Source organism: Xanthomonas sp. WHRI 8932A (genome assembly GCF_035012785.1).
In the GTDB taxonomy this organism is placed as follows: Bacteria; Pseudomonadota; Gammaproteobacteria; order Xanthomonadales; family Xanthomonadaceae; genus Xanthomonas.
This window is the reverse complement of record NZ_JAYGQQ010000010.1, coordinates 14902-30722: the sequence shown is the minus strand read 5'-3', so window position 1 is coordinate 30722 and position 15821 is coordinate 14902. Positions and strand designations below refer to the sequence as shown.

Below are 15821 nucleotides of genomic sequence, written 5' to 3'. Positions count from 1 at the left end.
CATGCATAACGCGCAAAGCCTTCAAGCCGAAATCGCCGATCTCCGCCTCGCCATGGCGCAAGAGGACTTCGAGGCGATGCCGTTCCTGCTCGACAGCCATGACCTGCACCTGCGCGAGTATGCGCAGCACGTGGATCTAAGCCAGGACCGCGACGCGCTGCAGACCTTGCAGACGATGCAGCAGGACTTGATGCGGATGATGCTCGACCGTCGCCGCAAGCTGCTGGACCTGATCCGCGCGCAGCGCACCTCGTCCTCGGCCAGCCTCGCTTACGCCCGGGTCGGACGGATCTGATGACCGCGCTCGGCACACTCGCGCCATCCGCCGATGCCGAGCTGTTTGCCGACACGCTTAGTTGCGAATTGCGTCTGCCGGCCGGTTTCCACGCCGGTGCCGACGCCGGCTCGCACAGCGCCGCAGAAACCCTGCTGCGCAGCCTCGGCCAGGTCGAAGACCTGCGTAGCGAAGAAACCAGCGAAGACCGTGGCGAACTGCCGCTGCTGGTACAACGCATGGATGCCAAGCTCGACCTGATGCTGGCACTGATCGGCCGCCTGGTCCGCCAGGGCGACAGTGGCCTGATCCAGAATGTGGTGCATTGGTCGGTCCGCGGCATCCGCTTGAATTGCGCAACCAGCCACGTACCGGGCACCACGGGCAGTGTCTGCCTGCAGCCATCCGACTGGCTTCCTGAATTGGTACAGCTTCCTGCCGAGGTGCTGGCAAGCGTCAGCGATGGTCACGATCAGTGGCTGTGGCTACGGTTCACGCCCCTGTCGCCGGGTTTGCAGGACGCCCTGGAACGTCATTTGTTTCGTTTACATCGCCGTCAGATCGCCGACGCCCGCCGCCAGCGCTGATCCCGCTAGTTGGCGCCAGGCGCCGGGTCGGCTAAGGTGCCCCATACCGAAAAAAGGTCTCATCTGCGCCGTGCGAGTCATCATCGTCGACGATCACACCCTTGTCCGTGCAGGCCTGTCCAGGCTGCTGCAAACCTTCGCCGGCATCGATGTCGTCGCCGAGGCCAGCAACGCGCAACAAGCCCTGGATATGACATCCCTGCATCGCCCGGATCTGGTGCTGATGGACCTGTCCCTGCCCGGCCGTAGCGGTCTTGATGCCATGACCGACGTGCTGCGCGCTGCGCCGCGCACGCATGTGGTGATGATGTCGATGCACGACGACCCGGTGCACGTGCGCGATGCGCTCGATCGCGGCGCGGTCGGTTTCGTGGTCAAGGACGCCGCGCCGCTGGAGCTGGAGCTGGCGCTACGTGCCGCCGCTGCCGGCCAGGTGTTCTTGAGCCCGCAGATCTCGTCCAAGATGATCGCGCCGATGCTGGGCCGCGAAAAACCGGTCGGTATTGCCGCGCTGTCACCGCGTCAGCGCGAAATCCTGCGTGAGATCGGCCGCGGACAGAGCAACAAGGAAATTGCCGCCGACCTGGGCATCAGCGTCAAGACCGTCGAAACCCATCGCGCGCGCATGATGGAATCGCTGGGCTGCCGCCGCGCCAACGATCTGGTCCTGCTCGCCGCCAAGCATCACAACGAACTGGTCTGAGCGATTGCAGCCGCAATCGCCGTATTGGTCATTCGAAACACCCGGCGCGGCCCGCACAGGGCCGCCGCGACGAAAACAGTGACGGAATTCCGGCGGGCACGCTTGAGCTCGCCCTTCATGTCAGGGAGTTCCTGACAGACTGTCAGGAAAATCATGAGTCACCTCACCTGACTCCCTGATTAGAAACCCGTCACTTTGTCCTGCAAGATGCGTTCCATCGCTGCTGCATGCAGCGCCCTTCGGAAGCGCTTCCATGAAGACGACCATTTCCGCCCAGCTTGGCCAGCAACTGCACCTCACCCCGCAGTTGTTGCAGTCGATCCGTCTGTTGCAATTGGACGGCATGCAGTTGGAACTGGAAATCCGTCGTGCCCTGGAAACCAATCCGTTGCTGGAGTTGGAAGAGCTGGCCGATAACGGGGATGAGGCCACCACCAACGACGATGGCGCCGGCGATATCGCTGCGTTCGATGAGCTGCCGGAAAGCACGATGTGGGACGTGCAGAGCAGCAGTTGGAACGATGGCGACGACGACCGCATGCAGCGCGTGGCCGCCGGCGAGTCCACCGACCCGCATGTGCGCATCCTGCGCGAACTGGCGCTGGACCTGGACGAGGCCGCTTTGGGGGCCGCCGCGTTCTGGTTGGAGCAGACCGATGACGCGGGGTATCTGACCGAGGCGCTGTCGACGCTGCAGCAGCTTGGCGCTACCCGCCTGGGTATGACCGTTGAGGCAGTGGAAGCGATCCGTCAGCGCCTGCTGCACGGCGACCCCGCCGGACTGGCCGCCTGCGACCTGCGCGAGTGCCTGCAAGCCCAGTTGAACGCCCTGCCCGGCCGCGTCCCGGCCCGTCATCTGGCTGCGCGCATCCTGTCCGGCGATCTGGATCTGCTGGCCAGCCACGACTACGCGCTGCTGGCGCGTGCGCACGATGCCGAAGTGGACGATGCGCGCGAAGCGGTGCGGCTGATCCTGTCGCTGCAGCCGCGCCCGGGCGACGACCTGCTGCAGGAAAGCAACGCCAGCGTGATTCCGGATGTGCTCGCCTGGCATGCCGATGGCAGCTGGCGCGTGGCGTTGAATCCGGCCACCACGCACCGCGTCAGCATCAACCCGGTACACGAACGCGCATTGGCCGAGGCCGGCGATGCCGCGCAGCCGCTGCGCGACATGCTGCAGGAAGCGCGCTGGCTGACCCGCGGGCTGTCGATGCGCTACGAAACCCTGCTGCGCGCCACGCGTGCGATCGTCGAACGCCAGGCCGCCTTCCTGGCGCGCGGCGAAGAAGCGATGGCACCGCTGACGTTGAAGGAAATCGCCGACGAGATCGGCATGCACGAATCGACGATTTCGCGCATTACCACCGGCAAATACCTGCAAACCCCGCGTGGCACCTTCGAACTCAAACATTTCTTCGCCGTGCGGTTGGAAGGCGCCAGCGTCTCCGGCCAAGCGGTCAAGGCGATGGTGCGTCGTTTGATCGAGAGCGAGCCGGTGGGTCGCCCGCTGGCCGACGAAGCCATCGCCGGCCTGTTGTCGCGCCAGGGCGTTAATATTGCGCGAAGGACCGTGGCCAAATACCGCGAACAACTCGAGATCGCCCCGGCCCGCGAGCGCCGCCGTAATAACAAACCGCTGCTTGCGCGAGCGGGATAAGGACTACTATGAGCAAACTCACCGTGCTGCTGGTCGACGACCACGAGGGCTTCATCAACGCTGCGATGCGTCATTTTCGCAAAGTGGAGTGGCTCAACATCGTGGGCAGTGCCGCCAATGGACTGGAAGCGATAGAGCGCTCTGAGTCGCTGCGCCCCAATGTCGTGCTGATGGATCTGGCCATGCCCGAGATGGGCGGACTGCAGGCAACGCGTCTGATCAAGACGCAGGACGATCCGCCGTATATTGTCATCGCGAGCCACTTCGACGATGCCGAGCATCGTGAACACGCTCTTCGCGCGGGTGCTGACAATTTTGTCAGCAAGCTGTCCTATATCCAGGAAGTCATGCCAATCCTGGAGGGCCTGACGGAAGGAGCCAGGAATGAGTGAGTCCCGCATTCTGTTGATCGACAGTGACGCCGTGCGCGCCGAGCGCACCGTGTCGCTGCTCGAGTTCATGGACTTCAATCCCCGCTGGGTCACCGACGGCGCCGACATCAATCCTGGCCGTCACCGCCACGATGAGTGGATGGCGGTGATGGTGGGCTCGGCGCAGGACGCCGCGCAGGCCGACAAATTCTTCGACTGGCTGGCCGATGCCAAGCTGCCGCCGCCGGTGCTGTTGATGGAAGGCAGCCCGATCACGTTTGCGCAGACGCACGGCCTGCACGAAGCCAATGTCTGGGCATTGGACACCCCCCTGCGTCACGCACAGCTGGAAGCCCTGCTGCGCCGCGCAAGCCTCAAGCGTCTGGATGCCGAGCATCAGGCCGGCGTGCAGCAGGACACCGGTCCAACCGGCAACAGCGAGGCAGTCACCCGCCTGCGTCGCTTGATCGACCAGGTGGCCGCGTTCGACACCACCGTGCTGGTGCTGGGCGAATCCGGTACCGGCAAGGAAGTGGTCGCCCGCGCCATCCATCAACATTCGCCGCGCCGCGACGGGCCGTTTGTCGCAATCAATTGCGGCGCGATCCCGCCGGATCTGCTCGAAAGCGAACTCTTCGGTCACGAAAAAGGCGCCTTTACCGGCGCGCTGACCACACGCAAGGGTCGCTTCGAAATGGCTGAAGGCGGCACCCTGCTGCTGGACGAAATCGGCGACATGAGCTTGCCGATGCAGGTGAAGTTGTTGCGCGTGCTGCAGGAGCGCAGTTTCGAGCGCGTTGGCGGTGGCCAGACCATCCGCTGCAACGTGCGCGTGATCGCCGCCACCCACCGCAACCTGGAAACGCGCATCAGCGACGGGCAGTTCCGTGAGGATCTGTTCTATCGCCTCAACGTGTTCCCGATCGAAATGCCGGCGTTGCGCGAGCGCGTCGACGATCTGGCCATCCTGGTGCAGACGATTGCCGGCCAGCTGGCGCGTACCGGGCGCGGCGAAGTGCGCTTTGCCGATGAAGCCTTGCAGGCGCTGCGCAGCTACGACTGGCCGGGCAATGTGCGCGAACTGACCAACCTGGTGGAGCGCCTGGCGGTGCTGCATCCCGGTGGGCTGGTGCGCGTGCAGGACCTGCCGGCGCGCTATCGCGGCGATTTCGCATCGTCCATTCCGGTCGAGCTGCCGCCGGAACCAGCCTTTGTGGCGGCGCCCACCGACGCTGGCGCACTGCCGAGCAACGTGGTGACGCTGCAGCCCAAGACGGCCGATGCCGAACCGGCCGCTGCCGCCAGCCTGCCCGACGACGGCATCGACCTGCGTGGCCACATGGCCACCATTGAGTTGGCCTTGATCAACGAGGCCCTGGAACGCACCCAGGGCGTGGTTGCGCATGCGGCCCAGCTGCTCGGCCTGCGCCGCACCACGCTGGTGGAGAAGCTGCGCAAGTACGGCATCGACCGCGAGCAGACCGAGCTGGCGAACTGAGCGGGCCACTGCTTCGCCAGCGCCCGCTGGCATAGCGCTTGCTTCAACAGGATCACTCCGTCCGCAGCCACCGGTTGCGGCGGAATCCCGACATTCACCCGTCCCAGCGAGGCATTGATGCCCATCCCCGTCACCAGTCCGCTGCTGCCGCCGCTGGAAGACTTTCTGCCGTATCTGGAAAGGATCTGGACCAGTCGCATCCTCAGCAACGGCGGTGAGATGCACCGTGCGCTCGAGCAGGCGCTGTGCGACTACCTGGGCGTGCCGCATCTGGCCCTGTTGACCAACGGCACCACCGCGTTGATCACCGCCTTGCAGGCGCTGCGCATCACCGGCGAAGTCATCACCACGCCCTACTCCTTCGTGGCCACGGCCCACTCGTTGCTGTGGAAGAGCATCACCCCGGTATTCGTGGATATCGACCCGGTGACGCTCAACATGGACCCGTCCAAGATCGAAGCGGCCATCACCCCGCAGACCACCGCGATCATGCCGGTGCACTGCTATGGCACCGCGTGCGATACCACTGCGATCACGCGCATCGCCGACATCTACAACCTCAAGGTGATCTACGACGCGGCGCATGCGTTCGGCGTGCGCGATGACGGCGGCTCGATCCTGCGTCACGGCGACCTGAGCGTGTTGAGCTTTCATGCCACCAAGGTGTTCAACACTTTCGAAGGCGGCGCCATCGTGTGCCCTGATGAGAGAACCTATCAACGCATCGGGCATCTGAAGAACTTCGGCTTCGTCGACGAAACCACGGTGGTCGCACCCGGCATCAACGGCAAGATGAATGAGATCAGCGCCGCGTTCGGCCTGTTGCAGCTCAAACACATCGATGAGGCCATTGCGCAACGCGGCGCGATCGACGCGCAGTACCGGCAGCGGCTGAGCGCAGTGCGCGGCATCCGCTGCGTGGCATCGCCGCAGCATTCCAGCGCCAATCACGCGTATTTTCCGATCCTGGTGCAGGACGACTACCCGCTGTCGCGCGATGCGTTGTATCAGTTGATGCGCGAACACGGCATCCTGGTACGGCGTTACTTCTATCCGTTGATCAGCGACTTCCCGATGTATCGCGCCCTGCCCTCGTCGGCGCCGGCGTGGTTGCCGGTGGCGCGCTCGGTGGCCGCGCAGGTGTTGTGCCTGCCGATCTTCCCCGGCTTGCACAGCGATCAGGTCGACACCATCGCCGACCTGATCGCCGGCGCACAGGCAACATGATCGCAACACGCTGCACCTGCATTTCAGACTTCCATCTCTCAACAGGCAACCAGGCGAGATCGCATGACCCAGGCAACATTTATCGAGAACTTCCTCTCCGCCACCGACTTCCAGGAACCGGTGGAGGTCACCATGGACACCGCCCTGGCTGACTTGCCTGAATGGGATTCGCTCTCAGCTTTGGGCGTCATCGTCATGTTCGACGTGGATTACGGCAAGGTCATTACCGGCGACGACCTCAAGAAATGCGCCACCGTGAACGATCTCCACAAACTGCTGGGATAAGACCATGGGACTGTCCACTCTTAGCAATGTCCGTTTCGCGGGCATGGCGAGTTGCGTACCTAAGCGGATCATTTCCAACCTGACCGATTGCCCGCCCAAGATGCGCTCGGAACGCGAGCGTCTGGTACGCAACATCGGTATCGAGTTCCGCCGCATTTGCCCCAGCTGGCAGACGTTTTCCGATCTGGCGCTCATCTCCACGGAAAAGCTGCTGGCCGACCTGCAATGGGAGAAGGGAGAAATCGATGCACTGATAGTCGTCACGCAATCGCCCGACTATCCCATCCCGGCCACAGCCATCATCATGCAACACCGGCTCCAACTGCCGCAGACCACCATCGCCTTCGATGTAAATCTTGGCTGCTCCGGCTATCCGTTCGGCCTCCACCTTTTGGGCAGCATGATTGCGGCGGGCACCATCAAGAAGGCCCTTCTGCTGGTCGGCGACCGCTCCGCCACACTTCTGGATCCGTTGTTCTCTGACGCAGGCACGGCCACGGCGCTGGAGTTCGACAAGAATGCGCCACCCATGCATTTCGACTTGAATAGCGACGGTAGCGGCTACCGCGCCATCATGTTGCCCGTGGGAGGCCATCGTGAGCCCTACGGCCCCCAGCATATCTCTCCAACCCGTGATGAAAACGGTGCACTCCACTGGCCAGGAGAGTTGATTCTGGATGGCCCTGCCGTGCTGAGTTTCTCGACCCAGCGTGTGCCGCCAGCTGTGGAGAATTTGCTTGAGTATTCGGGCGTCACCAAAGACAGCGTTGATTTCTTCGTTTTCCATCAGGCAAACAAAATGATCAACGAAACCATCCGCAAGAAGTTGGGGCTGCCGACAGAAAAAGTGCCCTCAACCCTGCGCGACTTCGGCAACACCAGTGGCGCTTCCCTGCCCGTCACCTTGACAGCACGCCTCAACGATGTCCTGGGAGAGGCCAGGCACCGCTTGCTCCTTGCAGGCTTCGGTATTGGCCTGTCTTGGGGCACGGCTATCGTGGACGTCGAGAACGCCGTCTTTCCGGCACTGATCGAAGCATGAACGCGCAGCGCGATCCATTTTCTCTGGAAGGCAAGCGCGTCCTCGTGACCGGCGCTTCATCGGGAATTGGCCGGCAAATTGCCATCACTTGCTCGCAAATGGGCGCGCAGATCGTGATCACCGGACGCAACATGGAGCGTTTACAGGCCACATTCGATGAACTGGAAGGCGAAGGCCACATACAAATCGTGGCAGACCTGGCTGTACAGGAAGGAATTGACCGCGTGGTGGGGGCGAGCGGCGTCATCGACGGTTTGGCGCACGCAGCCGGCATGTCCAAGCTAACTCCCTTTCGCATGATGAACCGCGCGCACCTGGACGAGACATTTGCAGGCAACACCTACTCCCCCATGCTGTTGACTCGGGGCCTGCTGGCAAAAAAACAGATCGCGCCGGGCGGCTCACTGCTATTCATTGCCTCGATTGCCTCCCACATCGGACCGCTGGCCAGCAGCGCATACGCTGCGAGCAAGAGCGCCCTGCTGGGCATGATGCGCTCGCTGGGCATGGAAGTGGCCAAGCAGGGCATACGTGCGAACTGCATCGCACCAGGTTATGTGCGCACGCCCTTGTTGGAAGGCTTGCAGGGAAGCGGCGGCAACATGGACAGCCTGTTTGAATTGACGCCACTTGGCATGGGCGAGCCAGAAGACGTGGCTTACGCAGCCGTGTTCTATCTTTCCGATGCCAGCCGCTGGATCACGCGCAACTACTTCATTCTCGATGGCGGATTTTCTGCGCCTATGGACATCTACGCATGAGCAGTGCGGCGCAACAAGCCTTTTCACTGACTGACAAGACAATTCTGGTGACGGGTGCCTCATCGGGCATCGGCAGGCAAATCGCGGTTGCCTGCGCGCGTCGCGGGGCGCGCGTTGTCGTCACCGGTCGGGATGCAGAGCGCCTGCAGGAAACCTTCGACCTGTTGAAAGGCCATGGACATGTCCAGGTGCTGGCCGACTTGACCGAAGCCGACGGCCGTGAACGACTGGTGCAGGGCCTTTCCAGCGTGAATGGACTGGTGCACTGTGCTGGCAGGCAACGGCTGAGCCCCATCCGGCAACTGACAGAAAAGCTGATGACCGACGTCTATGCGGTTAATTTCCTGGCACCGGTCATGCTCACTCAGCGGCTGTTGCAGGCCAACGCGCTTGCACCTCGAAGTTCCATCATTTTCATGCTTTCCACTGCAGCCCATATCGGCACGCCCGGAGTAGGACCATATTCAGCTATGAAGTCAGCCCTACTCGGCATCATCCGCTGCTTATCCATGGAGCAAGCCAAACGCAAGATCCGGGTCAACGGCATTTCGCCCTCGGCAGTCGCAACGCCCATCTGGGACACAACCCATCTGGAAGCGCAGAGAAAGCGCCATCCACTCGGATTAGGTACCCCAGACGACGTGGCGAACGCTGCGATCTATCTTTTGTCTGATGCTAGCCGCTGGGTGACGGGGACCAGCCTAGTGATGGACGGTGGAGCGGTGCTGTGACCTATCCCGTGCTCATCGTCGGCGCGGGCGGCTGGGGTCGCGAGGTACTGGAGCAAATGCAGGGCGATGTCGCGCACCGGAAGGAATGGGAGGTCACCGGGTTCCTGGACAGTCGTGCGCACATTCTGGATGGGTTCGATACCGGCGTGCCCATCGTCGGCGACCCCTTGACTTACGTACCGCGCGACAAGGAAGCTTTTGTCTGCGCGCAAGGCGATCCGCTAGAACGTCGTAAATACGTTCAACCGCTACTTACAAAAGGGGCCACTTTCATCCCGATCTGCACCGAGGCGCACCTGAGTCGCCGTGTGCACCTAGGCACGGGCTGCTTTCTCGGCAATCAGGTTCACGTGGGACCCGATGTGCGGATCGGGGATTTTGCAAACCTGCTCACCTGGGCGGTGATTGGGCATGACGTTTGCATTGGAAATTATGCACATGTAGGCGCACAGGTTTTCATCGGCGGCGGCGTGCAGATAGGCGACTTCGCAGTCGTGCACCCGCGCGCCACTCTTGTGCCAGGCATCAAGGTGGGTGATCACGCCGTCATCGGTACCGGTGCGGTGGTGCTGAAGGATGTGCCAGCGGGCGCCACGGTGTTTGGCAATCCAGCCAAGATCGTTTTCCACAAAAACATACAGATAGACTGATCCATGCGCTCCAGGATGCACCCTCGTTATTACTTGTCGCAGGAAATCTTTGATCGCGAGCAGCGCAAGATCTTTCGCAGGGTCTGGCTGTTTGCGGGCCTCAAGACACTGCTGCGGGATCACAATTGCTTCATCACACGCAAGCTAGCGGGCATCCCCCTTGTTATCCAGAACTTCCACGGCGAAATCCGTGCATTCGAGAACGTGTGCCTCCACCGCAGTGCGCTGATCCAGAAAGATGCTGTCGGTTGCCGGCCGTTGGTGTGTCCTTACCATGCATGGAGTTATGACGAACAAGGGCGGGTGAAGAAGATCCCGGACTGCGACGCAATCTATCGCATCGACGATGGTGAAAAGAACGAACTGAAACTGCGCGAATTCTCACTGCGCGCGATTGGCAACCTGCTGTTTGTCAATCTCGATCCCGACCCGATGCCGATCGAAGAGCAGTTTTCGCCAGACTTTATCGCCTTGCTGGAAAGTAGTTCGAGCGCCTACGACACAGAAGTCATGGTGACCACATGGCCTGGCCGGTACAACTGGAAGCTGGCTTACGAAAACCTTCGGGATGCCAATCACCCGCGCTTTGTCCACTCCAAAACCTTGGCCAAGAATGTCAGCTTCGTCCCCCAGGTTAACGATGAGCAAGCCGAGGAGTCCGCGGAAGCTTTGCAGGGCACATCACCCGCTGCCTTGAGGCGTGAAATGCGCCGCTTCAGCTTCGGAGGCGCGGAAGCGTCCATCCCGGCCGCTAAACACTTTGGCTGGTACGAGAAAGTGGAACGCTGGGGCAATCAGGACGCCTACTTCAACTGGCTGGCCTTCCCTAACTTGCATATCGCCAGTACCAACGGCGGCTATTCCTTCACGCTGGAACACCACATCCCCATTGCACCGGACAGGACAGACCTGGAAATCTACTGGTTCAGCGCACGCAAGAAGCAGTCTTACCGCTCCTCCGGGCAGGTGTTGCTGGCGCAGATGCACGGCAGCAAAGCGGTGGTGGGCGAGGACGTGGAAATCATGGAGCGGGTGCAGTCCGCATTGCATGCAGACGCTCCACTGCCTACCCAAGGCGCCTATGAATCCATGAATCGCCTGGTCGAACGCTGGTACGCGACGCTGATGGAGACCGAACATGAAATCTAGGTGGGTCATCGGCGGCAGCGACTACCTCGACATAGCCTTCCACGCCTGGAAGCATGCTCGTCCGGATGAGACCGTCATCAGAATTGAAGTTCCACAGGACTCTGACCACGAGTTCGATCTGAGCATGCTGGATGAACTGAATGTAGCCGACGGGGCAATGTTCGTGGCTTTCGACGAACGCTTCGGCAACTTCAAGCGCATGGAATTGATGCAGGCAGCGATGGAACGTGGCTTCAAGCTGGAGCCCTTCATTCATCCTAGCGCCGCCATCGGCGCTGACACAGTCATCGGGCTCAACGCGTTCGTAGGTGCCAACGCCGTCATTGGGCACGGGTGCAGGATCGAATACAACACCGTCATCCATGCCGGCACGCACCTCGGGCCGACATGCCGCATCAAATCCTCATGCTGGATAGAAAATGGAGTTCAAATAGGCACGGGCGTCGAAATCGGTGGCAACAGCATTCTGCGTACTGGTGCCATCGTGCGCGCCGGAGTCAAAGTGGGCCGAAGCTGCGAACTTGGCTGGCCGCGTGTCTACTGCGAGGACGTGCCTGCTAAGACCTATTTCGACGCCCGCTACGACACTCCAATCCATGTTTATGAAAGCTAAGCCAGGGACCAATCATGCAACCCGCTATCCAACTCAAACTAAACATCGACCCGCAGGCAATGGAAGAAACGTTTCAGATCGCCGCCGAAGGCCTGACTGGTGATCCGATGTTCGGTATTCCCGAGGATGTTCGCCACCTCATTGCCAAATTTGGTGACGAAGTCAAGGTGATCGTTTTAGGAACTGGGGGATTCGGCGCGCACTTACTGAACCTGAAGCAGGACCGGCACTGCAATGTAGTCGCCTCGGTGGATGACTTCCGCTATCACTCCGGTGCGCTGTATTACGGCACTCCGATCATCTCTACGGACAAGTTCATCGAACTTGCAAAGTCTGGTGACATCATCGCCCTCAACACCTGCCGATATGATGGACCCAAGCGATTTTTTGACCAGGTCTGTAGGCAGCACGGGATTGCTCATATCAACTTTGAACAGGCCGTTCGCGCTTTCGGCCTGCAGGGGCGCGTAGATTTCCGGGTGGACGACTGGGGACGGGAAATCGCGCGCAATGTTCCCAGGTTTCAGCGCTTGGCAAAACGCTTTTCCGATGCCTACTCGGCACAAACCCTGTTCTCTGTCCTCAACTTCCACCTGACCTGTAATCCCGAGTATTACCACGAAATCGAGCGACCCTACACCACTTTGTACTTCCGCTCCGGCCTGCTGCAATTCGGCAGCGCGGAAAAGATGGTTGATTGCGGAGCCTCAATCGGCGAGTCGCTCGCAGGCCTCATTGACGCCACGAAAGGTCAATTCTCGCGTTCGTGGATGATTGAACCCGATCGGATCAACATCGGCACACTCAAGAACGTGTTACGCCGCTACGACGGCACACCTCTGGCGTCCAGAATCAGTCTGCATGGCTGCGGCGTAGGCGAGACACGAGGCAGGGTTCCATTCAACCACGAGGGCGGCCACGGCGGCTTCGTCAAGCCTGCGAGTGAGGCTTGCGAACCGGCAGACATGATCGACGTATGCTCCATAGACGATCTCATCGACGATGCACCCACCTTCATCAAAATGGACATAGAGGGGTCGGAACTTTCGGCACTGAAAGGCGCGCAAAGTGCGATTGTTCAGTGCAAGCCAAAAATGGCGATCTCCGCCTATCACAGAGCTACCGACCTGCTGGATCTAAGCGATTTCGCCCTATCTCTGAACCCGGATTACAAGATCGGCCTGCGCCATCACACCCCGGATCGCTGGGATACCTGCCTGTATTTTTATTGACGCTCTGCCAAAAATGAGCGGATCGATGACTGACCCAAGCAAGATTTTCCTTTTCAACTCGGCCCTTCCTGAATCCCTGGAAATGTCGGATTTCCTGAAAGGCATGGGGCCGTCCCAAGACAATGTCAGAGGCCAGAACATCGGAAACGGCTACATCGCCTATGGTTTTTTGAAAGCGCTATTTGGACGCCCGGTGAAGCTTGACCACATTTCTAACGCACTGGAGGCAAAGCTCTCAGATCAACTCGCAGAAGAGATCAATGGAAAATATTCGCATCTTGTCTGGACGATGAAGGATGACATCCGGGAGGACTTCTCGGGCCTTCCTGTTGAGCGAATTACGCACTTTCTTGAAAAAATCATGATCCCGATCGTGCCGGTGAGCCTCTGCGCGAACTCATTCAACGGCTACGACCCGGGCCTGGCCGAGCGCCTCAGTCCCAATCAGAAGCGAAATTTCTCCCTTCTCTCTGAAAAGTCCAAGTTGATTGGTGTTCGCGGAAATTATTCCGCCGAAATCTTGAATAGCCTTGGCATAAAGAACGTCAGAGTGATTGGCTGCCCGAGCTACTTTGAGAACGGACCCACCCGGACTCTGCAAAAAAAGCCATGGGATGCGGACAAAGTCATCACCACGGCCACATTCTTCAATTCTGGGCTGCCGCGGACATCCCATCTGCTGCAGGATGAACTGTATTTCATCAACTTGCTCTACCTTGAGAAAGCACTGCCATCGACCCGCAACATCACAGCGCAACCTTTCAACCTCGACGAAATACCTACGTCCTTCCAACTACTGGCAAAAGCCATGGCTGGACGACTGGAGTTTTTCTCAGATTACAACCAGTGGGCCACGTTCTTCAAAAGCAACGACCATTGCCTCACGATTGGAACCCGGCTTCACTCCGGAATTCTCTCGATTAATAGCGGCGTCCCCGCCATTGTGACCAATCCGGATTCCAGGGCCAGGGAAACTTGCGAATATCTCCGCATCCCTTATGACCCTACCATTCACAGCCGAAGCAACATCCGTGAAGTTTTCGAGAACCTCGACCTCTCGGAAATGAACAAAGCTTACCCGGCTCTGCACAAGGAATTTCTTGATTTTCTCGACGCAGTCGGCCTTGTTCCTTGCACTGTATCTCATGACAGACCCAGCTTTGAATTTCCGGATCTGAAGAAAAGTACTAGCCCCTCAGTTGCAGCTGAGCTACATGAGGCCTACACCGAACTCGTAGAGAATCTGGACCGCGAAGTCGTTGTCCGCAGAGAGCATGGCGGAGAGATGTCTCGACGGTTGGTAAATAGATTCCAACTACTAAGACGGCGCTATCCAGGGCTGACGCGCAGAGAGTATCTGGATTATCTCAGCCGATTTACGACAAGCTAATTGAAACCGAATCTGGTCGGCATCGTCATGCCTACCTACAAGCCGCGCTAGTGCGCGCGGGCGCTAGGTGGCGTGCCGGCGCAGACCTATGCAGCGTTGCAGCTAAGTGATCTGTAACGCCAATGCCCATGGCCGCATTAAGGCAGTGTTGGCGTCCAGGTTGCTGGTAGCGTCTGTCCCATTTCGCTACCAGCAACCAGCCAAGCATTGGCTATTAGGAATATATCGATTTCCGATAGCGCGTACGCGAGCTGTGCTGGCAGCGCGTTAGATTAATCAATCGCTTGACTGAATGAGGAGTGCCGGATCTCAGAAAACGACAGCCTTCATAAGGTCTAACATCAAGAATAACTCCCGCCGGTAAGAATGTACCCGGCCACGTTTCCTGGGAAGACATTTGCGCCTTTACCATTGACCCAAATCACCCCATTTGCATTTATTCCATACCGGGGGCCCGTGGCCGCTCCGGAGAACGTAAAAACATAGTCACCGCCATTTATGCTGCCCGCACGACCTACGTTAGCGAAGGAAGCAGCGAAAGCCGGCGCACCTGTAAGGGTGACGGTGATGGTAGAAATAGTAAGTTGACCGCCATCAAATGCCGCATAATGGGCGTAGCCTCCTCCAGTGATACTGTAGTTACCTGAAACAATACCAACGCTATTGCGAACGACGTTCATATGAAAGCCGGTCATCGCTGCAAACACATGGCCACCCTGGAAGTTACAAGACCCCCTACTAATTGCAATAACACCGTTTACTGTACCCCCACCACCTATAGTGAAACCAGAAACCTGAACCGTACTAGTGCCATCCACAGTAAGAAGCCATCCAGTGGTGTTACGCCAAATAGCAGATATACTACCTACAAACCGCACAATGCCACCTGCGACGCCGCCCATCACAACATTTTCCACGTAAGTTCCGTCTGCAACATTGATAATTGCCGTATAGCCACACAATGAATAGCGCGTTCGAACCACATTCACAGCACGCTGAATGGTCTGGAATGCCGTCGCAGCGCTTAGCCCATCATTGGAATCACTGCCTGTGTTTGAGACGTAAAAAGACAAATCCTGCGTCAAGGCAATGGCATAAGTGGCGTAGCTATTCGCGCTGGTACCCATCGCGAACCGACCTTCATCACTGATGAAATACGGCTCGCTGGCAGCAAGTTCACCAGCTGTCGCAGCAGCATCAAATTGCGCACGCGTTCCGCGTTTCACATAAATATTGGCACCTAGCATTGCATCGACCATGATGTTAGCTCCTTGAATTTATATTCAAAATTAAATGGTATTAAAAATCTTTTCCATTGTTATTTTAATTAAAGCTCAGGATTTTTTCATATTAACACCCCCCTTCTTCTGGATATTAAATTTAACTTTAAAAGGTTTAAGGCATATTATTATTTTCCAAATTTACCATCAGCATCAATCGATTATTGAGAACCAGCCCTCAATTGAAGATCCGCCTCGGCACAGCCATCCGTGCCTATGCGCATTGCAGGCTGGACTGGGCTGAACTCAGCACCTCACGCACGTTGATCAAGTACGAATATTTCAATCAACGAACCGTGCTTGCGCCGCTGCCTGTATACGCATAGTTACCGAATCCCCGACAATGCGATGAGTACCAGTCCTCCAATCCT

18 protein-coding genes are annotated in these 15821 nt (G+C 58.8%); 16 read left to right on the top strand and 2 right to left on the bottom strand.

Features of this window, described 5'->3' with window-relative positions; genetic code table 11:
• Window position 1 precedes the first annotated feature (1 nt).
• From VC212_RS16695 to VC212_RS16685, 3 genes are all read left to right on the top strand, one after another.
• On the top strand, window positions 2-295 hold the full coding sequence (locus tag VC212_RS16695; RefSeq protein ID WP_055854464.1) for a hypothetical protein: 294 nt from the start codon (window positions 2-4) through the stop codon (window positions 293-295).
• Window positions 295-861, top strand: a complete 567-nt coding sequence (locus VC212_RS16690) for a PilZ domain-containing protein (protein ID WP_323526420.1) — start codon at window positions 295-297, stop codon at window positions 859-861. Before VC212_RS16695 ends, VC212_RS16690 begins: the two co-directional genes overlap by 1 nt.
• Before the next feature lie 70 nt (window positions 862-931).
• A complete protein-coding gene (locus tag VC212_RS16685; RefSeq protein ID WP_055854470.1) occupies window positions 932-1564 on the top strand; it encodes a response regulator transcription factor in 633 nt (210 codons plus the stop codon).
• Here the strand turns inward: VC212_RS16685 and VC212_RS16680 are convergent.
• A complete protein-coding gene (locus VC212_RS16680) occupies window positions 1546-1719 on the bottom strand; it encodes a hypothetical protein (RefSeq protein WP_323526419.1) in 174 nt (57 codons plus the stop codon). The genes VC212_RS16685 and VC212_RS16680 overlap by 19 nt on opposite strands.
• Window positions 1720-1817: 98 nt before the next feature.
• Between VC212_RS16680 and rpoN the strand changes: the two genes are divergently transcribed.
• The 13 genes from rpoN (at window position 1818) to VC212_RS16615 (ending at window position 14170) form a co-directional block, all read left to right on the top strand.
• Window positions 1818-3221 (top strand): RNA polymerase factor sigma-54, encoded by a 1404-nt coding sequence (gene rpoN / locus VC212_RS16675; protein WP_055854472.1) that lies wholly within the window; start codon window positions 1818-1820, stop codon window positions 3219-3221.
• Between the two features lie 8 nt (window positions 3222-3229).
• Window positions 3230-3613, top strand: coding sequence for a response regulator transcription factor (locus VC212_RS16670; RefSeq protein WP_005997154.1), 384 nt, complete (start codon window positions 3230-3232; stop codon window positions 3611-3613).
• On the top strand, window positions 3606-5090 hold the full coding sequence (locus VC212_RS16665; protein ID WP_055854474.1) for a sigma-54 dependent transcriptional regulator: 1485 nt from the start codon (window positions 3606-3608) through the stop codon (window positions 5088-5090). Before VC212_RS16670 ends, VC212_RS16665 begins: the two co-directional genes overlap by 8 nt.
• Window positions 5091-5207: 117 nt before the next feature.
• Window positions 5208-6317: a DegT/DnrJ/EryC1/StrS family aminotransferase gene (locus tag VC212_RS16660; RefSeq protein WP_115561984.1), complete on the top strand. Its 1110-nt coding sequence runs from the start codon at window positions 5208-5210 to the stop codon at window positions 6315-6317.
• 63 nt (window positions 6318-6380) lie between these two features.
• Window positions 6381-6602, top strand: a complete 222-nt coding sequence (locus VC212_RS16655; RefSeq protein ID WP_323526416.1) for an acyl carrier protein — start codon at window positions 6381-6383, stop codon at window positions 6600-6602.
• Between the two features lie 4 nt (window positions 6603-6606).
• Window positions 6607-7644, top strand: a complete 1038-nt coding sequence (locus tag VC212_RS16650) for a ketoacyl-ACP synthase III (RefSeq protein WP_323526415.1) — start codon at window positions 6607-6609, stop codon at window positions 7642-7644.
• Window positions 7641-8405: an SDR family oxidoreductase gene (locus tag VC212_RS16645; protein ID WP_323526414.1), complete on the top strand. Its 765-nt coding sequence runs from the start codon at window positions 7641-7643 to the stop codon at window positions 8403-8405. Before VC212_RS16650 ends, VC212_RS16645 begins: the two co-directional genes overlap by 4 nt.
• The gene (locus tag VC212_RS16640; protein ID WP_323526413.1) at window positions 8402-9136 is read left to right on the top strand and encodes an SDR family oxidoreductase; all 735 of its coding nucleotides are present in this window, start codon (window positions 8402-8404) and stop codon (window positions 9134-9136) included. The genes VC212_RS16645 and VC212_RS16640 overlap by 4 nt, the downstream gene beginning before the upstream one ends.
• Complete coding sequence (locus VC212_RS16635) at window positions 9133-9786, top strand: acetyltransferase (protein ID WP_115561979.1); 654 nt, start codon at window positions 9133-9135, stop codon at window positions 9784-9786. Before VC212_RS16640 ends, VC212_RS16635 begins: the two co-directional genes overlap by 4 nt.
• Window positions 9787-9789: 3 nt before the next feature.
• Window positions 9790-10935 (top strand): Rieske 2Fe-2S domain-containing protein, encoded by a 1146-nt coding sequence (locus VC212_RS16630; protein ID WP_323526412.1) that lies wholly within the window; start codon window positions 9790-9792, stop codon window positions 10933-10935.
• A complete protein-coding gene (locus VC212_RS16625; RefSeq protein ID WP_323526411.1) occupies window positions 10925-11548 on the top strand; it encodes a UDP-3-O-(3-hydroxymyristoyl)glucosamine N-acyltransferase in 624 nt (207 codons plus the stop codon). The genes VC212_RS16630 and VC212_RS16625 overlap by 11 nt, the downstream gene beginning before the upstream one ends.
• 14 nt (window positions 11549-11562) lie before the next feature.
• Window positions 11563-12780, top strand: coding sequence for an FkbM family methyltransferase (locus VC212_RS16620; RefSeq protein ID WP_323526409.1), 1218 nt, complete (start codon window positions 11563-11565; stop codon window positions 12778-12780).
• A gap of 25 nt (window positions 12781-12805) precedes the next feature.
• On the top strand, window positions 12806-14170 hold the full coding sequence (locus VC212_RS16615; protein WP_323526408.1) for a polysaccharide pyruvyl transferase family protein: 1365 nt from the start codon (window positions 12806-12808) through the stop codon (window positions 14168-14170).
• Between the two features lie 341 nt (window positions 14171-14511).
• Here the strand turns inward: VC212_RS16615 and VC212_RS16610 are convergent, their stop codons facing one another.
• Window positions 14512-15429, bottom strand: coding sequence for a hypothetical protein (locus VC212_RS16610; RefSeq protein WP_323526407.1), 918 nt, complete (start codon window positions 15427-15429; stop codon window positions 14512-14514).
• Between the last annotated feature and the right edge of the window lie 392 nt (window positions 15430-15821).